The sequence below is a fragment of the Paenibacillus sp. 32O-W genome, assembly GCF_007679495.1.
Taxonomy (GTDB): Bacteria; Bacillota; Bacilli; order Paenibacillales; family NBRC-103111; genus Paenibacillus_L; species Paenibacillus_L residui.
Genome location: NZ_VEGP01000018.1, coordinates 1 through 20233, shown reverse-complemented (window position 1 = coordinate 20233; position 20233 = coordinate 1). Strand labels below are relative to the sequence as shown.

Sequence of the window (20233 nt, the reverse complement as noted above, 5' to 3'; positions counted from 1 at the left end):
GGCTGGGGGGAGCAAAACGTTGAACATAAGAACGGTTTCTCTATGTATTATAAGAAAAGACAATCTTATTCTGGTTGAGGAGATGCGGGATGATGCCGTGAAGAAGACGTTCTACAGGCCGGTTGGGGGGACGGTGGAATACGGGGAGAACAGCAAACAGACGGTGATCAGGGAAGTTAAGGAAGAAATTCATGCGGACATTACGGAGCCGAAATTGCTTTTTATCATTGAAAATATATTTCCGTATCTGGATCAGGTAGGGCATGAAGTGGATTTTATTTATGGGGCGGAATTGGTAGACAATTCCTTATATTTCAAGGATGAAATAGAGGGAATGGAAGGAAACAATCCATATAAAGCCGTTTGGAAACCGCTCGAAGGATTTCTAAATAACCAAGAAGAAAAGCTGGTGCCGGACGGCTTGTTAGAGCTGCTGCTGGAGCAGGAAAGGGACTTCATCAGTCATGTTAAACATATCAGAACAACCTGACCAATAGGTTTAGTAATAGAACCGGGGCACGAATTTATTACACTATCCATAACCGCATCCGTCATGATAAAAAGGAGCCTCCCGCAGCAGAAGGCTCCTATAATTCTATTTAGGACGCGATTGGATGATGAAGCGATGCTGACTGACATCGAAGTACCCGTTCTCCCGGATGATTTGGTGAATTTCATACAAGGGATCGGCGTATTTTTCCGGATCGAAGTCGGGAATTTGCCAGGGTATCGCTTGTAAATAGTAAATCAAGCTGGCCGTATCATAGAATCGCTGAATAGGGAATTCTTCCTTGCGGGTCGAAATCTCAAAGCCATTCGCTTCAAGCTCCATCACCGCCGTTTCCAGATTCCAATGCGCGAACTCTTCATTTAACGGAACGCCCATCATTTCGTTGATCTCGCGGCAATCGAGTCCGCCGGCTTGTTGGGTAAGGAAAATCCCGTCATCCGCAATAATCCTCCTTACTTCTTCCGGAGAGTAGGATTCGTGCTGATTTAGAATCAAGTCGAATTGACGGTTTTGAAAAGGCAGATTGAAATCATCCTCAATCTGTACGACCTTTACGCCCAGAGGTTCCAGCCTCTTTCTGGCGATTGGAACGTTGGGAAGATACCCTTCCGTGGCGAAGGCCTCTTTGGGAAATGGGGACAGTAAGGACAGGAACTCCCCGCCGCCGGTGCCCATATCCAGCATGGACTTCGCTTTCCGAATAAGGGGGATGGCCATGCTGCCGTAGGACCACGAGAGCAGTTGGCTCCCCATTCGGCCGGTTCTGGTAATGTATGAGAAGTCCCAGCCGGAAAAATCTTGTCGCGTGTCTGATAAAATTTCATGAAATTGCTTATCCATTGTCATCTGTCGACCTCCTGTTATCTGTATGTCTTTCGCAGATTTGTCTGCAGCTTCTGGAGGTCCCCTAATATATAAATGACCAAGTTATATTTCGTGCTCGAAGAAATTCATAGAAAATGTACCTCCTGTTAAGACTATAGGTTTATTGTAACCATAATCTTACAGGAATGTCTATGCGGATGTTATTGAAGCTCGAAATCGAAAACAGCGGACTATGCACAACCCCGGTGTCACGATAATCAACAGGTTCCCGCCTATCATAGAGATTTTTTGCGCATCATGCTGAATGAGAATGAATTTTTGAATGCTCAAGTAAAGTGGTTCGCTGAGGGCAGAAAACTGAAATGGACCGTTATGGAGCGAAAACAAACGATTTAAAGGAGGAGATAACTGCCCATTAGCCTGGAAATCGAATCTATATGAAAAAGGATGGTGCGGATGCCGGTCGTCAGAGTATTTGTGTTGGATTCGGAAGAACGTGTGCTGCTTGTGAAAACACGCCACAAAAAAACGGGCGGTTATTACTGGATTGCCCCGGGCGGAATGATTGAGAAAGGCGAATACAGCCGGGAGGCGGCCATCCGCGAAGTGAAAGAAGAAACCGGTTTGGACATCTCCATTAGGAGACTGGTTTGGGTAGAGGAAAGTAAAAATGATAAAGGCGAGGTCGACTATATTCATTATTTTTTAGGAGAAAGGACAGGTGGAGAGAAAGTGACCGGGATCGACCCGGAGTTGGAGGCAAATGAACAAATCATATTACATGTGGAGTATATGAGTAAGGAAGAAATCAAGAAACAACCCGAGGTCTATCCGGAAGTTCTGGCATATGATTATTTCTGGGAAGTGATTCGGGCTTCGGCCCATGATCCATATGTCATCCGCCCCAGTAAAGGATTCGGAGTCAGATGAGTACTGCTCCGTTTCCGATCTCAGTATCCATATGGAGCAGGCCTGCCGCTGGTTTGATGAGGTGCTGGAAGAGGTTAAGGCGGGGATGGATCAGATGGAGTCCTTCGTGTGACCATCCAAATGACCGTCGACGCCATAGCGGTTTTCAGTGATAATAGGAGTACTAATTGCCCTGACGGATTGTAAGGATGGAGGGCGAAACGATGCCGGATAGGAGTGTTGAGGATGACTGAGAGAAGCATCATATCCCGTCCCGTTTCGGCACGCTTCGATTTGTTCGAAGGTAAAGAAAGGAAGCTAAGAACCTAGAGTCATCTCCAGGAAACGAGAGTTGGAACCAGCGTGTTCCGGTTCATTTTGTTCAGTTGCAGAACAAGCAGAGAACCCTAGGAGGAATCGAATGAAGAGAGAATTTGACGGGAAGACTTGCTCAACCGGAGGAAGTGGCCGAAGCCATTATTTGGCTCTGTTCGGATAAGTCATCGTTTGTAACGGGGCAATCTCTGGCCGTTGATGGCGGAAGAATTTCCGGAGAGTAGAATTAATAGAAACTATTATAAAACTATAGGAAGCAAACATCTTCAGCAAGCTAAGAACCTAAGGCGCCAATTCATTGAGAGGCATAGCTCTGAACACTCGGTGAGGTAGATGTGTAGAATCATATAGATGGCATATAAAAATCGGAAGGTGTTAGGATGGAGAATCAGTGGAGGATAGCCCCTCATGATCCGGAGTGGAGGGATAGGTTTCTCGATCTGGGAATAAAGTTAAGAGAAGCGTTAGGTGAACTGGTGGTACGGATTGATCATGTAGGATCTACTTCTGTTCCCGGACTAGATGCCAAGCCTATCATTGATATCCAAATTTCGGTGGTGGACCTTGAAAATGTATCCAATTATAAAGGCAAAATTGAAAGTCTTGGATTCCAATGGCGCAGTGACAATTCGGACAAAACGAAAATATATTTTCGTGAAGTGCCCGGAAATAGAAGGACTCATATTCATGTCAGAAGAGCGGGAAGCTTTTCCGAACAAATGACACTGTTGTTTAGAGACTATTTGCGGGAGCATCCGGAAGATTGTTTGAGGTATGCGGAAGAGAAGCATCGATTGATGGCCCTCTATATAAATGATCGTCCGAAATATGTCGAGGGGAAAGGGCCTGTAGTCTGGAGCATCCTGCAGAAGGCCCATACCTGGTCCATGGAAGTAGGCTGGCAACCGGGAAAGACGGATGCATAATTATTGGAAGCCGCTTTGGCTGAACGAGTCTAAGGTGCAACACGTTTGTGAGAAAACAACAGAGAGATTCGTTCCAAAGGAGCCGCTTAACAATTAATTCACTTTAAAAGAGCAGCAGCTCATTGATTTTTCGAAGGAGGTACCTATGAAAATTCGGCAATACAATGATTCCGATCAAGAAGCACTCGAGAAATTCATGGAGGTTATGTATGCTTTCAGAGGATTGACATTTGATCCTGATCATTTACACCTTGATTTAAGAAGAATTCCAAGCACGTATCAAGAACCAGGAGGTCAATTTTGGATCATTGCTGATAACGATGCGGTAATTGGTACGGTAGGTGTCAAAATACTAGATTCCCATGAAAGAATAGGGGAGATCAAGCGATTCTTTGTTTTGAGTGAATATCATGGCAGAGGGTTAGGCAGGGAATTAATGGGGACTGCTATTAACTTTGCCCGGGAGAGAAACCTCAAAAAGATACGTCTTGATACAGGGAGACAAGCGATTAAGGCATTATCTATATTCAGGAAGTATGGATTCTATGAAATACAAAGGTATAACGATAATGAACATGCTGAAATTTTTATGGAGCTGGACATAGAGGCGAAGATAGAAGGTTGAGTTTCGGTTTGCATTATAAAGGTCAAATGTGAATTCGTTAATTCATCTCTACGATCATAATGGAAAGGAGGATGCCCGAAGCACCCTCCTTAAGTGTATGCTTGATTCCTGCGGGACGCATCGAAGTAACGGAGCTTACGGAGAGTCCAAGTTTCTCTTTTCCGCCAGGAGCCTGCGAAATTCCATTTCCAGCTCTTCGGACGGCTCCATACTGAGGCGGCTGAGCACTTCCGTTATTTTCGTTTCCAGGATGAGACGCTGATCTTCTTTCTGATCCCGCTCTTCCTTCGGAACATGCTCGATATATTTATGGTAGGGTCCTTCAAATAGTCGGATTTCCCCATGCTCTATCGATAAAATTCGGGTGGCGATTTTTTCGATAAAGCGCCGGTCATGCGAGACAAAAATAATCGTGCCCTCATACTCTTCCAGAAGCGATTCCAGCGCCTCAACCGCTTGAATATCCAGAAAGTTCGTCGGTTCATCCAGCACTAGCGTATTAATATCACTAACAAACAGTTTGGCCAGGGCAACCTTAACCCGTTCGCCGCCGCTCAACACTTCTATGCGTTTATATACGTCCTCCCGGAAAAAGTGAAGTCTCGCAAGCACGGTGCGAATGAAGGTTTCATTCTGCTTGGAGGTAATGCTGACGTTTTCCAAAATCGTCTGTTCGGGATTCAGGATATTTAAATTTTGACTAAAGTAGCCGATCTTCATCGATGGAGAAATGGATATACCCTCTTCCCGGTTAATAATTTTTTTTACAAGGGTCGTTTTCCCGCTCCCGTTCGGTCCGATGATGGCCAGCTTATCTCCGCCGCGAACATTAAAGCTTGCCGATTTCCACAGAACTCGTTGACCCGCGGTGCCCTGAACATTTTCTGCACGAAGAACGATCCGCCCGATGAACATTTCCTCATTAGGCAAATTCATTTTAAGGGGGGCGTCTTCTCTTGGTTTTTCCACCTTATCCAACTTCTCCAGTCTCGTTTCAATGGCTTTGGCTGTTTTTTGCAGCTTTTTTTGTTTCTTGGCAAAGTAGGGCTTGGCGCCGGTAATCTTGGCTTCCGACAAGCTGGTTTGTTTGGGCTTTTTCGTTGCTCTTGCCGCTTTTTGCTCCTTTAAGATCAAGGCCTCCTCCAGCTGCTTTTTCTTTTTCTCATACGTTTCGTAGGCTGCTTCGTGTTGATGACGTTCCAATTTCTTCTGTTCCGCGTAATCGGAATAGTTCCCTTTATATGCTTTCACATGGCCTTCATGGATTTCCCATATCGTTGTACAGAGGGCATCCAGAAATGCACGGTCATGGGAAACTATGACGAATGCGCCTTGCCAATGAACCAGCTTCTTTTCCAGCCAATCGAGATGAGCGGCATCGAGGTTCGTTGTCGGTTCGTCTGCAAATAAAATTTCCGGATCTTTCCCGAGTGCTTCATTAATATATTGCTGAGTTACTTCTCCGCCGCTCTTCGTTGTGTCCGTTCTCTTAAGCTGCGGCAAAAGTTCACATTTGACTCGAGTCGTTACTGTACCTTCGTCTGGAACTTTCTTCCCGGCCAGAACCTGCAGTAAGGTTGTTTTTCCGCTTCCGTTCTTACCAACTAAGCCGATCCTGTCGTGTTTGTGAATTTGCAATTGACGGGCATCAATTAATAAACGGTCCTTAATATAGAGCTTCAAGTGATTGGCTTCCAACAACATATTATCATCCCCATTTCTTTATGATCTGGAGACAAAAAATGCCTCCCGTCTGAATTCAGAACAGGAGGCAATAGGTGAACGCCAAAGAAGAGACCGCTCTTTAGGGCCCAACACTAGGAATACCAATCCTATTCTGAAAACGTCAATCGAAGGCATTATGAAATAAAGCAGAAGAAATCTGCCTGTACTGCCTTCATATTGATAGCTTTCGAAAAATAGGATTAGTACTTCATTGTCGTTGGCTCACCCTTCCGTATTTAGTTACTACAACAATAAAGGATGCGAGCAGAGAAGTCAACTTTTTTAAAATATAGAAAGTATAAGTTCACCTTATAGTTATATTTCATCGGTAAACGCGCCTGTCCTAAGGACAGCGATCGCCGTTTATCCTTGGTCCTGAAGGGTTTCAACGATTTTTATAGGACATTATGAAAAAAACCAAGGGTTGATGGAGGAATTTGCCAGTCTATGTCGAATTTACTAGATTGTATATTCGGCATAGGAGTGAAAAAATTGTTACGTTACAAAATTATCGGAGTGGCCGTTAGTTCATGTTTGCTTGTCGGGATGCTGAATGCAGAAATCGTTCATGGTCAGGAGGCATCCGGGGAATCGTTGTTCAAGCTTCAGGTTCAGAGCAATACTGCTCAAGCCGATGAAGTTCAAATGATTCAAATCATAGCCGGTACGAAAGGTAAGAAATATATTAGAAGTACAGTAGACCGGCTGAATGTTCGTACAGGACCTGATTTGAACTCATCCGTCATCCGCAAGATAGATCAAACGAACCGATATGAAGTCTTGGACGAGCAAGAAGAATGGGTGAAAATCCGTTTGCCGGACGAAGGGGAAGGCTGGATATTCAAGGAATTTACGGAATATGAAAATATGGAAGAACCGGCCAAACCCGAAGCCAAGCCGGCAGAAGAGAAACGAACCGATGAGGTCTGGGCCGCAAGTCTGAATGAGCCAACCGTTGTCAAGATTATCGATATTACGAATCTTCGCAGTGGACCGGACATCGACAATGACATTATTGGCAAAGCGATGCCCGGCGAAACCTTCCCGATCATTGAGACCGATGGGGAATGGTACATGATTTCGCTGCCGGACGATAGCACCGCTTATGTGGCAAGCTGGGTCGTAGAGACGGATTTCTTGAAGCGCAATGCAAATCTGAATCCGCCGAAGAGCACGAACAACGTGGAATCGGCACCAATCCTGTATATTTATCATACTCATAATCGGGAATCATGGAAAAATATCGCACGCAATACTAAAGGAAGTTCTGTCGATGACCCGGAAGTTAATATTACGCTTGTAGGCAAGCGCTTGGGGCAACTTCTGCAAGAGAAAGACATTCCGGCATTAACCGGAGAGGAAGATATTGCGGAGAGATTGAAGCAGCAAAAGCTGAGCTACTCCAAATCTTATTCGGTATCGCGCCAAGCGGTAGACAAAGCAGTGGAGACTTATCCTTCCCTCTATTATTTCTTCGATATTCATCGGGATGCGGACGTTCCGCGTGAGAAAACTACTGTTACCATCGACGGGAAAACATATGCGCGTGTTCTGTTTGTTATCGGCACGGCGCATTCCGGGTACGAGGAAAATCAAGCCTTCGCCGAGGAACTGAATAAGTTGTTGAAGAAGAAGTATCCCGGACTGTCACGGGGTGTTCTTACCAAAAGCGCTCATCAGGGAGACGGGGAATACAACCAGTCAGTCTCTCCCGGCAGTTTGTTAATGGAAATCGGAGGCACGAACAATACTCTGCAGGAAAGCTTACATACGGCGGAAGCGCTCGCTGATGTATTCGCGGAATACTACAACTCGGTTAAGTAGTACGTCGAACGCGGGTTGGGGGAAAAATACAGAAGGTTGGAGCCGTGGCATGATGCACAATCCTGCTGGGGCTTCAACCTCTTTTTTTTCGGTTCGTGGAGAGAAAGGTAACGCCTCCCCTTTGGTAGCTTGCTGGGATAATCCATTAGCATTCTAAATCTTAAATATAAACAATTTTGGAGGGATTATTATGCTTCCGTTATTAGGAAAGCGAGCTCCAACAATACCTGATCTATACCCCTTAAAATAAAGGAGAGAGGAGCCGGGCGAATACTTCTTTAAACCGTTGAAGTGTAGGCCTTTTTGAAAATTCCGATAACAGAACCTCCTTACTTACACTAAGGTCCGTATAGAAATCCTGAACCAGCCGTTCTACAACCTTGTGATCAAAAAAGACCGCATTGAGCTCAAATTGGCCGCAGAAGCTTCGCATATCCATATTTGCACTGCCGGAGCAAGCCAAATTATCGGAAATGAGTACTTTGGCATGGAGGAATCCTTTTTCATAGCAAAAAAACGGACACCCGCAACCAATGAACGGCATGGTCAATAACTCAGAACGGGTTCCAAAAAATGTTTAATCGTGTTTCATGCTTGGCGTCGGACCGGCATATAAATCAGACATGCCTTTCGTTCGGGAGATGGTTCGATTGCTGTCCTTCCAAAAGCTCGCAGCTATTCTAACGGGGAGCTTACTCATCGCGGCAGGAACACACTGTTTTCTTGTTCCTAATCAAATTTTGGACGGCGGAGTATTGGGAATTGCTCTCATCGTAAATTATTTATTCGGGGCCCCAATAGGGCTTGCAATGATTTTGTGCAGCATACCGCTCTTTATTTTAGCTTGGTATTATCAGAGGAGCTATTTTTACAGCAGCCTGCACGGGCTGTTACTTTCATCTTTGATCATGGATTTGGCGACCCCATTACAACACCGTATGGCTAATTATTTGGACATAACTCCTGTAGGCAGCTCTATTCTGGGCGGGTTCGTGGTAGGAACCGGAATCGGAATCATGCTGAAATATGAAACCAGCACGGGAGGGACCGATCTGCTGGCCCAATTCGTTGCCAAAGGATTAATGATTAATGTAGGAGTAATCATATTTGTATTGGATGGGATCGTTATTTCTCTTGGCGGAATTCTTGTTTCGGCGGAAACCTTCTTTCTGTCCATGCTAACCATTGCCACCGGCGGTTTAGCTACCGGCCTCTGTACGATGAAGAACAACGATCGCGAGTGATTGGCTTGCTCAGAAATAAAGAGCCGCTATACATCGGCTCTAACCATTAGAAAGCAACCATACTGACCCGGTATGGTTGCTTTCTTGGTTTCAGCGAGCTGTGCCGCCACGATTTATTGCCCAGCCGAAATGTTTAACAATTCGGGTATGGTCACTAGCTTAACCCCATCCTCCCTTAATTTCGCAATAATTCTGGGCAGGGCGTTAACGGTTCCGGTCAAGTCCTCTCCGGTTCCTCCTGCGGAATGCTGCAAGATGATGGACCCCGGAAACACATGGGCAAGAATATTCGTCTCCACTTGTTCTGCGCTTAATCCTTTCCAATCCAATGAATCGACATTCCAATTGATGATTCTTTTCTGCTGGCTGGCCAGCCATTGAATTTGTCCCTCGTTGATGTTTCCGTACGGGGGCCTGAGCAAGCTCGGCGTATAGCCGGTAAAATTACGGATAAGGCTGTCCGTTCTCGTGATTTGCTCACGGAATTTATCATCGGTCAGCTTTGGAAGGTTCGCGTGATCATACGAATGGTTCCCGATCACATGTCCTTCATCGACCATGCGTTGGACAATATCCGGATGCTTCTCCACCCGATTGCCCACTACAAAAAAGGTTGCCTTAACCCCTTCTTTCTTCAAAACGTCCAGCACTTGCGGAGTAAATCGGTCATCGGGCGCGTCATCAAAGGTTAAAGCCACTTCCCGTTTGGATGAGGGGCCGTTAAGAATGAAGGTGCTTCTGTATTTAGCACGCAGATCGCCAAGGGACAGAGGCCGGGGATCTCGGGTACCGTTTTCCGGCCCATCCGCCAAATCAGGTGTTTGGGTTAAAGGTTGTACTTGTTGTTCAGGCTGCTGCAGCGGATCTGCTTGTTGAGTTCTTGTTGTATCCGGTGAAGCGCAACCGTTTGCGAAAAGGGTCAGAATAAGCAAAAATAACCAACGTGTTTTCATACATAGCTCCTATAATGATCAATTGCTTTTCCCATAGGATTCGTTATTCGTGGCAAGGTATGCATGCGGAGTTAAAAAACGCAAATTTGAAGTTGGGATAATGATATAAGACGGGAGTCCGCTTCAAATCTACATGGCGTCTTGTCCTGAAAAGTTAGAATATATTGATTCTGTCCTATCCCGGAACAGGGGGAATACAGTAAACTGGAAGGAGATGACAATAACGATTTTAAATGAAAGCGCCGGCGGGCACACGCATTATTATCTGAAAAATGACATTTAACAGGACAAGGAGGCATGATGAAACTAAAATTCGCGGATCGTCCGAACTGGACCCGGATTATCAAGAAAAGATATGTCCAAAAGTATGTACGGGATCATTGTTTTGAAGGATATATTTCGTGGCTGTTTCTGGATAGGGTCAAAGAGCCGTTAACAATGAAATACGGCAGTCAAGAGATCTGTATAGCGGATGATGGGTATTTCTGGCTGATGTTTTTTCCGAACAATGAGCATCATAGCTTGACGGTTATGATAAATGAGCAAAACAAAGTGATGCAGTGGTATTTCGATATCGTGAAATCGATCAAGCTGACGGATGAAGGAATACCTGTCATTGAGGATTTGTACTTGGATTTGGTCGTATTGCCGAATAAAGAATATTACATACTGGATGAAGACGAACTGACCGCTGCATTGGAAGAAGGAACAATGGATAAGAACGATTACCAGTTGGCGGTCGATGAACTCGAGAAGCTTCGAATAAGCGTTGAACGCGGAGAGAACGTATTACTGAATAATACCGACAGATATATGAAGGCTTAGTGAATCTGACGTACGGCTTTCTTATTTCAGAGTGCGGAAATCCGAAAATCCGTATTCGGGGAGGAAGATCGGACAATGAATAACATGTATGTACGGTGGGCGTCGGCGGAGGATTCCAGTGCGCTGGTCCGTTTAAATAATAAGTTTAATGGAGTGGGAGTATCCGCTTCGGAAGTTGAGCAAAGTTTGCAAAATTCAAATGAATTAGTGGCCATTGCCGTGCTCGATGAGACGCCGGCAGGATTTGCTTGTGCGCAATTTTTCAAATCGTTTTGTTACTCCGAGATTGTGGGGGAGATTACTGAATTGTACGTAGAGGAAGAGGCCCGGGGGAAAGGGCTGGCCACTTTATTGATCCGGTTTCTGGAGGAGGAGCTTATCCGTCTTGGAGTAACGAATATCAAGGTTCTGACGGGAAATAACAATCGGGCAGGGATAAGAACCTATGAAAAATCCGGTTACAGGCTGCAGGATGAACTGGTTTTCGAGAAGGAAATAACAGGCTGAGGAAGGAGCACTAAATGAATACACGACTGATGACCACGGCATTTCTCTTTAACGATGGCAGAATCCTGATGCTGAAACGGGCCGCGAATAGAAAAATTGCCCCAGGGTTATGGACAGGAGTAGGCGGTCACCTGGAGCCCGAGGAGATTAATAATCCCGAACAAGCCTGCATCCGAGAGATTTATGAGGAAACCGGAATTGTAAAAGAGGAATTAGCAGACCTCAAGTTAAGGTATATTTTAATACGCCTGAAAGGCACGGAGATAAGAGAGCAGTTTGTTTATTTTGGAAAGACGTATAAAGAAGAAGTGATGGATACAGTCGAAGGTGATTTACACTGGGTTCGGAGAGATGTGATTAATACTCTGGAAATGCCGTGGAGTATTCAAACAATGTTTGAGCATTACTTTGAGATTGGTCGAGAAACGATGAAATCCTATGTTGGAGTAATGACCGTCCATTCAGATGGTAATCCCCTTATGAATTGGACTGAACTCACTGATCCGGTGAAGGTATGATCCTAATTACCTCCAAATAAACGGTGTATGTCGTATGTGAGAATTTGAAAACAATACCCAAGCGGAGATGGAAATAGTGAAACAGAACAAATATGACGAACTTGAATTCTACGAAAAATACAGCCGAATGCCTCGTTCGATTGGCGGGCTTAAGGCTGCGGGAGAATGGCATGCCTTCCGCGCGCTGCTTCCCGAACTGCGCGATAAACGTGTGCTTGATCTAGGCTGCGGCTTCGGCTGGCACTGTAGATATGCGCGAGAAGAGCTTGCACGGTCGGTGGTGGGAATAGATCTCTCCGAGAAAATGCTGGCACGCGCCAGAGAAGATACGAATGATTCGGCGATCGAATATCGCCGGCTTGCCATAGAAGACATCGACTTTCCTGAAGAGAAATTCGATGTAGTCATAAGCTCGCTTGCTCTCCATTATGTTGAGCGTTTCGACATCGTCTGCCGGAAGGTTCATCATTGTCTTGTATCAGGAGGTTCTTTCGTTCTATCGGTTGAACATCCGATTTTTACCGCGCTGGCCGCCCAGGATTGGTATTACGGCCCGCAAGGCGAGCGGCTGCATTGGCCGGTGGACGATTATCAGAAGGAAGGATTGCGGCAGACTCATTTTCTAGAACATAACGTAGTCAAATATCACCGGACCGTGGCTACCTATGTGAATGCGTTAACAGAATCGGGATTCAGTATTACTAAGCTGTCCGAGCCTCAACCGACCGCTGAAATGCAGGCGCAGATTCCCGAAATGCGGGATGAAACCCGCCGGCCTATGTTCCTGCTCATTGCCGCAGTCCGAAACTAGAAATCTGTCTGATTAAATTGAAGGGTATTGGTCCATGAAGCGTAATCAATAGCCGATAGCGGTAAGGTAAAGCCTGCAAAAGTACATCTTTTTGGGCTCATTCGGTAGCTGTCGGGTTCAAGCCTGCAAAAGTACATCTTTCTTGCTTGTTAAAGCGCCGGTTTGGCTGTTGGGAACGAGAATTCGTGTATTTTCGCAGGCTTTTCTTCCCGACGTCGGCATTCGCTCTAAAAAACTGTATTATCGCAGGAATTTATGCTTGCCCAAGTCGCATTTAAAGCACCCGGTCGGCGAATGGAATCTTGCGCAGCAGACTTGCAATGGCGAAACAACATGCCGTGGCCGCCAAACCGGCAAGGATAAATTTCAGGATGTTCGGGAAAGCGGCTCCGCGCAACATATAACATATTGCGACGACGATAGGCGGGTGAATGATATAGACGGTATAGGCGGAAGCCGCCAGACGTTGCCACATAGGGACGGAAGTGTTGAAACGGTCCCGGAACCAAACGAGAAGATACATAATAATGCCGAAAGCAACAAACGGCTCCCAGAATGCGTATATGAACGCTAACCAGCTTAGCCCACCGTTGATGGAAGCATCAGGCTGCCCCAACACATCGCCGAATACTGCCGAAATGGGAAGAGCCGGAAGGGTACAGAGGGAAACTATTAGCCAAGTACGGGCGGTTTGGACCGGAAGCAATTGAAACCAATTTCGGCGGAATGCGAGAACGCCTACAATAAACAGAAAGATATACGAAGCGAAATAACCGAGCTGTAAGCCAAGAATTTCCTTACCCGTCGGCATCACCAGCCGAATCAAGAACGATGCGGAGCCGATAAGAAGCGCGGATAGGAATATGGTCCGATGGGAGGGAAATGCCGCTGCTTGCGAAGCGTCGGAGACTTCTATCCTCCTGTTATCCCACTTGCGGAACAAAACATAAGCAATGGCCATATAGAGCAAGGCTTCCACGAACCAGAGCGGCCCCCAATTTATGATGCGGAACGATAAAATTTCGTTTGAATAGAAGCTCCAGAACGGTTCTTTCCCCTCCGGCTTCATTGCATAAATCAAGGAAGGACCGATCAGAAAAACGTAGACAGCAAGAGGAATACCTAGCCGAATGAACCGGTCCTTCAGAAACGGTAAGGCTCCCTTTCGATCATAGGAACGGGGAGTGAAATAGCCCGAAATCAGGAAGAAAAAGCCCATGAAGAAAGCCTGGTTCACTCCGGTGAACAATGACAACAGCCCTTTAGTCGGCGTAAGCTCGGTTTCTGTAGATTCAATGTAATACCATGAGCCTTCTCCTCCATAAGTAATCGCCGTATGATGAAAGATAACTAGAACCGTAAGAAGGACTCTTAGATGATCGACATAAAACAAACGTGAATTTCCCACCATAGCTCCCCCCTGTTACATGTTCATGACCGCTGTTTATCCGATAATTTCTAATTGATGAAATCCCCGCTTCTATAGAAGGAAGCTGAATCTGCGAGCAGAGACTTCTTTCAGCCTTGCTTAGCGAGTTCACTGGCCTCTTTAACGATCTAAGTCGAGTTAAGCATATCACAAATTGGAACTTAATTCCTTAGCTCTTCTATAAGACAAGAGCATAATAAATGTAAGCATTTTAAAATGAACGGCTTTTCGCGAAGGAAAATGGAGTCAGGGTTTATAATAGCGTTCCCGGGTTATCGGCAATCGGACAATGAAGGTGGTTCCTTTTCCAGGAATGCTTTCCACGTCTATAGTCCCTTCGTGTGCAGTCACGAATCCTTTGGCAATGGCAAGCCCGAGTCCCATTCCGCCGCTTATCCGGGCGCGTGCTTCATCCGTCCGGTAAAACCGGTCGAAGAGATGGGGCAGATGCTCCGGTTGGATTCCCGGTCCGGTGTCTGTCACGGTGATGCGAAGATTTCCAGACGTACTGCCTTCGATGGTTTCTTGTCCGATCCCGATCGTGATTGAGCCTCCCTGAGGCGTATAATGGATGGCGTTCACAATCAGATTGAGCAAAACTTGGGTAATCCGGTTAGGATCGACATCAACAGCAGGGACATCGCTCTCGCCCGTCAAGAAGATCCGGATCGATTTCTGATCGGCATCGGGAGTCACATGATCGATAATCCGGTTCAAGAGGGTGGGCAGACTCGTTACTTTACGCTCCATCGGCAGTTTCCTGGCTTCAGCCAATGAAAGCAAATGCAGGTCATCCACCAATCGAGTGAGGCGAATCAGCTCATCCTGCAGGGACAGCAAGCTTTCCTGATCCATCGGTTGGCCGCTCTGCTGGGCCAGATCGAGTTTGCCGCGAATGATTGTAATCGGTGTTCTCAATTCGTGGGCTACATCGGCCACGAGACTGCGACGGACGTCTTCGGCGTTTTGAATCATCCGGGACATGTCGTTGAACGCCTGCGCCACTTTCCCGTATTCATCCTTGGTGGTAACAGGTGCTTGTATGCCGAATTCCCCCCTCCCCAGACGGTCAATGGCCGGTATTAATTGATTGAGGGGCGCAGTTAAACGCCTAGAGAGCCAATAAGCTACCGCAAGTGAAATAATGATAAACAGGATGGCGCTAACAGTGAGTAGAAAGAGTACGGAAATCGGAATGCCGATTCGCATTTTGGATAAATAGGCGACCTGCGGGTCGTAATAATATAATACGGCAATCGTTTGTCCGTTCAGACGAACAGGCTTGGTGATCCCCAGTCTCTTGATCAGCGGATCGGTTTCGTCCCCTCCCCGCAGCAGCACATTATTATCGGTAGAGAGCACAAGAAAGCTGGCTTTATGGGCTTGGCTCCACTCGTTGAAATCAAGCTGCCGAACGCCTTCCCAGGAATGACCGTGGTTTTGGTAATAACGGACAAGCGGCTCGGCCAACGATTCTATTTCCTCGCCCCGGGTAGCCGCCACCGCCGCTTCTGTGGATTTCTGAACGACCAGATGCGTCACCAGAACGAAGACGGCACTCATGGCGACGATAAAGGAAGCCATAGCGAGAAATAACTTGCGGCTGACCTTCATGACCGGTCACCGAACCGATACCCGAATCCATATACCGTATGAATGTATACAGGATGTGAAGGGTCATCCTCGATTTTTTTGCGGATACGGCTGATATGAGCATCCACGGTTCGTTCGTCGTTCAGAATATCGTCCTCCAGCGCCGCTTGCAGTAATTGAAGGCGGCTGTATACAATTCCCGGCTTCGCCGCGATCGTCAGCAGAAGCTTGAATTCGGTAGGAGTCAGCGAGATTTCCTTCCCCCGTTTCCATACGCGGCACTGGGCTTCGGAGATCATCAGATCCATATAATCCAGAGTCTGCATCGGAATTTCGGGCCCGCCGATTCTCCGCAGGACGGATCGAATCCGGGCAGCCAGCTCCCGTAAGGAAAATGGCTTCGTCATATAATCATCCGCTCCGACCTCCAGCCCGATGATTTTATCGGTTTCCTCCGTTCTCGCTGTAACCATAATAATTCCCATCGGCCCCATTTTGCACAGCTCGCGGCAAACCTCGAGACCGCTCATCTCCGGAAGCATCCAGTCCAGCACGACTAAGGAAGGCTGCATTTCCCGGGCTTTATGAATCGCTTCCTTTCCTGTTCTTGCTGTCACGATGGTAAACCCCTCCTCCCGTAAGAAGGGCTCCACAAATTCCAGAACCTTTTCCTCGTCGTCCACCAGCAGCAGCTTGTATGACATTCCGTTCAACTTCCTTTTCCACCATATTTTATTGTCATTATACTAGGTCGTTTATACATTTAGGGGAGATTTGTCAAATTTCATCAAACCCGTAAAGGTTCGTCACAAGTTCACAACATTGTGCTGGTAAGATAAAAACCATATTCAGGAGTGAAAAAGCGGCGGCTACAAACCAAAAGCCTTAAACTTCACCATCAAAGTCGGAGGGCCAGGTTGGAAAGGGGAGGGGTATTTGTGCTGGTGTGGGTATTGAATGTATTTCTTGGCGGCTGTTTCGCACTGCAAATCCAATTAGACCAGAGAGTTCAAGGATATGGTTCCTTGAGAAAGTGGCAGACCAGTATATGCACCAGCTTGTTAATCCTGGCCACCAGTTCCGCTGTGATGGCCTGCGGGCAATTGTTAGTAAAGGAAGAAATGCTGCCTTTGGTCTGGACCGGGTGTACTTATCTCGCGCTGCTGGTTATGCTTCCGGTCATGTTCAGGGAACTGTCTGTCATAACGGGAACGCCAAGCGGATTTTGCATCGGGATAAGCATTAATCTGATGGCTTTGGGAGGGATGCTTCCTGTTTCTTGGTTAACCTTCTGGCCGCCATTGATCGGAACGGCAGCCATGGCACTGTTATATGCAGGCTACTCAGGACTGCACCGGATACGGTCTCCCATTCGCTCATTGCCGCACACTACAGGAGGAGGATTGTTACTAATGTCTGTTGAAACGAAATCAAATGAACATCGTGGCAAAATATCGAGATTCTTTTTTCTGGGCTTGGCCTGGCTATTGGCTGCCTGTGTCGTGATCCAGATTTTCATCGCCGGGATGGCCGTCTTTACTTCTCCGTCCTACTGGCATAATCATATAGTGTTTGTTCACTTATTTGAGTTTATTCCGCTTTTGATGCTCATTTTCTCTTTTACCGGTCGTCTGCCCCAATCATTGCGCTGGATAAGCGCTGCTCTATTTGTGATGATCTTTGCCCAGTTCTTTACCGCCAATTTTACCGGGGCCGGAGCATTTCATACGGTGATCGCCGCCGTGATGTTTTGGTTAGCCCTTCATGTGGCGATTCAGGCCAAGCGAATCATCTTCGGTCGGGCTAAACGTAAGGAATCACAATGAGTCTGAAAAAGGGAACAACATTAAATTCTTGTTGAAATGTACAAATAAAGCAAGGAGCAGGTGAATTTATGAAAAACTCATACCGCAAGCCATGGCTGCTTATTCTCGCTATGGGGGCTTTGGCACTCATAAGGCCGATCATGAGTATGCTGGGGTTGCTGGAACGAATAGGCCAGCCTACCGCCAGCATTGTAGTGACTATCGTTATTACCCTTATTTGGATTTCGGTAGTTGTCTTTACGCGTGTCAGGCAGCCATTGGTCGTATTGCTGTTAACCGGGATTACCTATGGAGTGTTCGCGATCCTCATTAGCGCCATTCTGTCTCCGATCCTTACAGGTCAACTGCAAGGCCCCTTAACGAACCCGTTCGCCGTGATCAGTGTTCTGATCACCAATGCCATCTGGGGACTCCTTGCCGGGCTGTTGGCTTCGGCATTGCAGCGTGCGCGTCAAATGTAAGGCATGTATTGGAGAAAGAGGGAATAGGAGTCCCCCTTTTTCTAGCCCGTTGGCAATCTTGAAACCGGGAAGGGGGGAAGAGACTGGATCAAGCTCCTCCCCATTGCTACGGGTGGTCCTAGAATGCCCTGAAGACGTTTGAGCACAGTTAGCGGCGCAATTGAACGAAGAGGCCGCTCCATATAAAAACGGAAAGTAGGGTTTCCCGCTTCTTTCCGTTTTTTTGTGTTTAAATAAAGTTATGTCTATCCTAATGTCTAATGATGATCCAAGGGCATCAGAACAATTGATGCATTAACACTTAAACCGAATGTTTCAAAGCATACAAAGTCGTTTGGACAGAGAAGTAGATATCGCCGGCATCTGTAATCGTCGCTGCCCGGATTTTGCCAGGCAGTTCGGACAGGACGGACGATTTCCCGCTTAGCAGATCGATTTCATATAACGTTGTTCCGCAGAAGGCGCCGACCTTCCGATCATCCAATTTTATAATCCACTCGCACTCTTCGGAAACCGGTATGTCTAGAACAAATTTGCGAAGGTCCGTATCGTAAATTCGGATTTGTCCGCCGATACTTGCAGCAACCCTGCCGTTAATCGCGCACAAGCCGGAATTCGGTTCATCGCCTTGAGACAGCTTCTCGGTATGAATCAGTCCCGAGCCCGGCTTCCATATCGCAAGATGACAGCATATGTCGCGGCGGGCTTCCAGTCCGTTGGCATGGCCATTTGTCGTAAAATAAATATAATTGCCGTCCGCTGCCAAACCGGAGATCGCCTGCCCGGGAATCGGGTCGTACCAGCTATCGACCTCCATTGTTTCGGGATCTATCCGCGAAAGTCCACCGCCGTACATCCCGTATTTGGCCCACCAGCCCGTCCAAATGCCACCGTCAGGACCTCTGACACTTCGACCGTGCGGCCGTATCAAATCCGGTCCTACCGATTGCAGCGTCTTGGGATTGACATTGTTTAATTGGTCCCAGGGCTGGCTCGGATCGTAAACGATATGATCCCCTCCGACGTATGAGGTCATGAATAGACGTTCGCCAACGAACACCATGCCGTACACCTCGCCTCCATGGTTGCATACCGAAGAGGAATTCCAGTACTCCCCCGTTGTCGGATTGAAGCGAAAGATAGTCTGGCCGAAGCCGCTGGCTCCCCAAATATGGCCCCCGTTGTCGGGCGCAAGCGCAAACACTTCCGTCTCTGGAGCCTCAACAGGAATAGGCTTTAACTTAATGTCAAGCGGCTTTTCATAATCGGATTTGGAAGGCGGGGCATCGATGATGAAATAATCCTGTCCCCTGAAGCCGGCCAATCTGTTATTGTTCAACGGGATAAAGGGAATCTTCTGCACGTTCGGCAAAGTGACGGCCTTCGGTCTGAGCTGTTCTGTATAACCATTGTCTTCGATCGGCAACAACGACTTTGGATCATAAAATGCTAAAACTCCATTATCTTCCGTACAAATGAACTTCTCATTAATTTCCCTAACGGCTGCACCTGGCGTACTAAATGGCAGAAAAGTCCCGCTGTCGATATGATAGGCTTTCAACCCATTCGTATCAAATCCGAAGTTCACGATGATATAGCCCGGTGCTTCACCGTAAACGGGACGAGTATACAAGTTTTTCGCGTTATCGGATACTCTGCCAAGGTTAACCAACGTATGGGTAGCCGGGTCGTACTGCATCAAGGAACATCCGGGATAAGTACCACCGTATACTTTGTCGTCGGAGCCGATTGTCAGCTGCCAGAAATACGATTCTCCGACGGACGGCAGCGGTTCAGCCCAATGCCTTGTTTTTAAATCAAAGACGTGCAAATAAGCTTGGTCCACGCAGGTACCGATCACAAGCTTCTCATCATGCCAATTTACAATGCCCCATGCCCCGTTGCCTTCAGGCAAAACAAACGATTCCCCGTCACCCGTCAAAACATCGATAAAAACAATAGTTCCGGTAGCCCCCAAAGCAAAGTTCGAAAGAACATACTTTTCTCTGCCGTCCCATGGATCGATTATCGAGGTATGCCCCAGAATGTTGAAGTTCCTACAGGGCTGCGCAACATATTCGTACTGCGCTTTCGTTATATCGTTCAATGGTGACACCTCCTTTAGTACTTGTATATGAGTTGTATTTTGGTTTGAGTGTATTACTTGGAAGACAAGCCGTCAATTTAAAGACATATTATCGTTATTCGTAAGCTATTAGGTTTGCCGACGATCTAACTGTATTTTTTCGAGGTATATTCGTATGAGAATCATTTTGGAATCAGGAATTATATGGTATATTCACTACTACCTGAATCCGTGACCTTTTTTTAACCCGAGTTGCTGATTTGGTATGTTGTGGATTTCTTTGGTGGTCTAGCAGGGAC

At 46.8% G+C, this 20233-nt stretch carries 22 protein-coding genes; 14 read left to right on the top strand and 8 right to left on the bottom strand.

The features are described 5' to 3' along the window. The first annotated feature begins 19 nt into the window (after window positions 1-19). Window positions 20-490, top strand: coding sequence for an NUDIX hydrolase (locus tag FS806_RS09470; protein ID WP_150960112.1), 471 nt, complete (start codon window positions 20-22; stop codon window positions 488-490). A 105-nt stretch (window positions 491-595) separates the two neighbouring features. On the opposite strand, the gene FS806_RS09465 is transcribed toward FS806_RS09470, so the two are convergent. After that, entirely contained in the window at window positions 596-1357 is a 762-nt protein-coding gene (locus tag FS806_RS09465) for a class I SAM-dependent methyltransferase (RefSeq protein WP_144935022.1), read from the bottom strand. A gap of 435 nt (window positions 1358-1792) precedes the next feature. Between FS806_RS09465 and FS806_RS09460 the strand changes: the two genes are divergently transcribed. The 5 genes from FS806_RS09460 to FS806_RS09445 all read left to right on the top strand — a co-directional run bounded on the left by FS806_RS09460 (window position 1793) and on the right by FS806_RS09445 (window position 4132). Beyond that, window positions 1793-2266 (top strand): NUDIX domain-containing protein, encoded by a 474-nt coding sequence (locus FS806_RS09460; RefSeq protein WP_186328297.1) that lies wholly within the window; start codon window positions 1793-1795, stop codon window positions 2264-2266. Next, window positions 2229-2378, top strand: coding sequence for a hypothetical protein (locus tag FS806_RS26125; RefSeq protein ID WP_222126632.1), 150 nt, complete (start codon window positions 2229-2231; stop codon window positions 2376-2378). The genes FS806_RS09460 and FS806_RS26125 overlap by 38 nt, the downstream gene beginning before the upstream one ends. Before the next feature lie 301 nt (window positions 2379-2679). Then, complete coding sequence (locus FS806_RS09455) at window positions 2680-2805, top strand: SDR family oxidoreductase (RefSeq protein WP_144935015.1); 126 nt, start codon at window positions 2680-2682, stop codon at window positions 2803-2805. A gap of 156 nt (window positions 2806-2961) precedes the next feature. Further along, window positions 2962-3507, top strand: coding sequence for a GrpB family protein (locus FS806_RS09450; protein WP_144935012.1), 546 nt, complete (start codon window positions 2962-2964; stop codon window positions 3505-3507). Between the two features lie 145 nt (window positions 3508-3652). Next, entirely contained in the window at window positions 3653-4132 is a 480-nt protein-coding gene (locus FS806_RS09445; RefSeq protein ID WP_144935009.1) for a GNAT family N-acetyltransferase, read from the top strand. 135 nt (window positions 4133-4267) lie between these two features. Here the strand turns inward: FS806_RS09445 and FS806_RS09440 are convergent, their stop codons facing one another. Continuing rightward, on the bottom strand, window positions 4268-5836 hold the full coding sequence (locus FS806_RS09440) for a Vga family ABC-F type ribosomal protection protein (protein ID WP_144935007.1): 1569 nt from the start codon (window positions 5834-5836) through the stop codon (window positions 4268-4270). A gap of 513 nt (window positions 5837-6349) precedes the next feature. Here FS806_RS09440 and spoIIP point away from each other — a divergent pair. Then, window positions 6350-7681: a stage II sporulation protein P gene (gene spoIIP, locus FS806_RS09435; protein WP_186328296.1), complete on the top strand. Its 1332-nt coding sequence runs from the start codon at window positions 6350-6352 to the stop codon at window positions 7679-7681. A 241-nt stretch (window positions 7682-7922) separates the two neighbouring features. Here the strand turns inward: spoIIP and FS806_RS09430 are convergent, their stop codons facing one another. After that, window positions 7923-8225 carry a phospholipase D-like domain-containing protein gene (locus tag FS806_RS09430; RefSeq protein WP_144935001.1) on the bottom strand — a complete coding sequence of 101 codons (303 nt, stop codon included), beginning with the start codon at window positions 8223-8225 and terminating at the stop codon, window positions 7923-7925. Between the two features lie 46 nt (window positions 8226-8271). Here FS806_RS09430 and FS806_RS09425 point away from each other — a divergent pair, with 46 nt between their 5' ends. Beyond that, on the top strand, window positions 8272-8925 hold the full coding sequence (locus tag FS806_RS09425; protein ID WP_313960574.1) for a YitT family protein: 654 nt from the start codon (window positions 8272-8274) through the stop codon (window positions 8923-8925). 113 nt (window positions 8926-9038) lie between these two features. Here the strand turns inward: FS806_RS09425 and FS806_RS09420 are convergent, their stop codons facing one another. After that, window positions 9039-9878, bottom strand: a complete 840-nt coding sequence (locus tag FS806_RS09420) for a polysaccharide deacetylase family protein (RefSeq protein WP_144934999.1) — start codon at window positions 9876-9878, stop codon at window positions 9039-9041. 297 nt (window positions 9879-10175) lie between these two features. On the opposite strand from FS806_RS09420, the gene FS806_RS09415 reads away from it, so the two are divergent. From FS806_RS09415 to FS806_RS09400, 4 genes are all read left to right on the top strand, one after another. Then, window positions 10176-10703 carry a ribonuclease FAU-1 family protein gene (locus tag FS806_RS09415; protein WP_144934996.1) on the top strand — a complete coding sequence of 176 codons (528 nt, stop codon included), beginning with the start codon at window positions 10176-10178 and terminating at the stop codon, window positions 10701-10703. Window positions 10704-10778: 75 nt separating this feature from the next. Continuing rightward, window positions 10779-11210: a GNAT family N-acetyltransferase gene (locus FS806_RS09410; RefSeq protein WP_144934993.1), complete on the top strand. Its 432-nt coding sequence runs from the start codon at window positions 10779-10781 to the stop codon at window positions 11208-11210. A gap of 14 nt (window positions 11211-11224) precedes the next feature. Continuing rightward, on the top strand, window positions 11225-11728 hold the full coding sequence (locus FS806_RS09405; RefSeq protein WP_144934990.1) for an NUDIX domain-containing protein: 504 nt from the start codon (window positions 11225-11227) through the stop codon (window positions 11726-11728). A gap of 76 nt (window positions 11729-11804) precedes the next feature. Continuing rightward, on the top strand, window positions 11805-12539 hold the full coding sequence (locus FS806_RS09400) for a class I SAM-dependent methyltransferase (RefSeq protein ID WP_144934987.1): 735 nt from the start codon (window positions 11805-11807) through the stop codon (window positions 12537-12539). 274 nt (window positions 12540-12813) lie between these two features. Here the strand turns inward: FS806_RS09400 and FS806_RS09395 are convergent, their stop codons facing one another. From FS806_RS09395 to FS806_RS09385, 3 genes are all read right to left on the bottom strand, one after another. Continuing rightward, entirely contained in the window at window positions 12814-13950 is a 1137-nt protein-coding gene (locus FS806_RS09395) for an acyltransferase family protein (protein ID WP_144934984.1), read from the bottom strand. Window positions 13951-14214: 264 nt separating this feature from the next. After that, window positions 14215-15582 carry a sensor histidine kinase gene (locus FS806_RS09390; protein ID WP_144934981.1) on the bottom strand — a complete coding sequence of 456 codons (1368 nt, stop codon included), beginning with the start codon at window positions 15580-15582 and terminating at the stop codon, window positions 14215-14217. Continuing rightward, window positions 15579-16265: a response regulator gene (locus FS806_RS09385; protein WP_144934977.1), complete on the bottom strand. Its 687-nt coding sequence runs from the start codon at window positions 16263-16265 to the stop codon at window positions 15579-15581. Before FS806_RS09385 ends, FS806_RS09390 begins: the two co-directional genes overlap by 4 nt. A gap of 234 nt (window positions 16266-16499) precedes the next feature. On the opposite strand from FS806_RS09385, the gene FS806_RS26665 reads away from it, so the two are divergent. Both FS806_RS26665 and FS806_RS09375 read left to right on the top strand, forming a co-directional pair. Then, on the top strand, window positions 16500-17387 hold the full coding sequence (locus tag FS806_RS26665; protein WP_260982039.1) for a DUF6220 domain-containing protein: 888 nt from the start codon (window positions 16500-16502) through the stop codon (window positions 17385-17387). 68 nt (window positions 17388-17455) lie between these two features. Continuing rightward, the gene (locus FS806_RS09375) at window positions 17456-17848 is read left to right on the top strand and encodes a hypothetical protein (RefSeq protein WP_144934974.1); all 393 of its coding nucleotides are present in this window, start codon (window positions 17456-17458) and stop codon (window positions 17846-17848) included. Between the two features lie 301 nt (window positions 17849-18149). Here FS806_RS09375 and FS806_RS09370 read toward each other — a convergent pair whose 3' ends face one another. Then, entirely contained in the window at window positions 18150-19955 is a 1806-nt protein-coding gene (locus FS806_RS09370; protein ID WP_144934971.1) for a CPSF domain-containing protein, read from the bottom strand. Window positions 19956-20233: the final 278 nt, after the last annotated feature.

Excerpts from the sequence above, each read along its gene's own strand:
- FS806_RS09460 (WP_186328297.1), top strand. The coding sequence starts at position 1,793 with ATGCCGGTCGTCAGAGTATTTGTGTTGGATTCGGAAGAACGTGTGCTG.
- FS806_RS09385 (WP_144934977.1), bottom strand. The coding sequence starts at position 16,265 with ATGTCATACAAGCTGCTGCTGGTGGACGACGAGGAAAAGGTTCTGGAA.
- FS806_RS09440 (WP_144935007.1), bottom strand. The coding sequence starts at position 5,836 with ATGTTGTTGGAAGCCAATCACTTGAAGCTCTATATTAAGGACCGTTTA.
- FS806_RS09415 (WP_144934996.1), top strand. The coding sequence starts at position 10,176 with ATGATGAAACTAAAATTCGCGGATCGTCCGAACTGGACCCGGATTATC.
- FS806_RS26125 (WP_222126632.1), top strand. The coding sequence starts at position 2,229 with ATGTCATCCGCCCCAGTAAAGGATTCGGAGTCAGATGAGTACTGCTCC.
- FS806_RS09420 (WP_144934999.1), bottom strand. The coding sequence starts at position 9,878 with ATGAAAACACGTTGGTTATTTTTGCTTATTCTGACCCTTTTCGCAAAC.
- FS806_RS09430 (WP_144935001.1), bottom strand. The coding sequence starts at position 8,225 with ATGCCGTTCATTGGTTGCGGGTGTCCGTTTTTTTGCTATGAAAAAGGA.
- FS806_RS09450 (WP_144935012.1), top strand. The coding sequence starts at position 2,962 with ATGGAGAATCAGTGGAGGATAGCCCCTCATGATCCGGAGTGGAGGGAT.
- FS806_RS09395 (WP_144934984.1), bottom strand. The coding sequence starts at position 13,950 with ATGGTGGGAAATTCACGTTTGTTTTATGTCGATCATCTAAGAGTCCTT.
- FS806_RS09405 (WP_144934990.1), top strand. The coding sequence starts at position 11,225 with ATGAATACACGACTGATGACCACGGCATTTCTCTTTAACGATGGCAGA.
- FS806_RS09410 (WP_144934993.1), top strand. The coding sequence starts at position 10,779 with ATGAATAACATGTATGTACGGTGGGCGTCGGCGGAGGATTCCAGTGCG.
- FS806_RS09425 (WP_313960574.1), top strand. The coding sequence starts at position 8,272 with ATGCTTGGCGTCGGACCGGCATATAAATCAGACATGCCTTTCGTTCGG.
- FS806_RS09375 (WP_144934974.1), top strand. The coding sequence starts at position 17,456 with ATGAAAAACTCATACCGCAAGCCATGGCTGCTTATTCTCGCTATGGGG.
- FS806_RS09465 (WP_144935022.1), bottom strand. The coding sequence starts at position 1,357 with ATGACAATGGATAAGCAATTTCATGAAATTTTATCAGACACGCGACAA.
- FS806_RS09390 (WP_144934981.1), bottom strand. The coding sequence starts at position 15,582 with ATGAAGGTCAGCCGCAAGTTATTTCTCGCTATGGCTTCCTTTATCGTC.
- FS806_RS09445 (WP_144935009.1), top strand. The coding sequence starts at position 3,653 with ATGAAAATTCGGCAATACAATGATTCCGATCAAGAAGCACTCGAGAAA.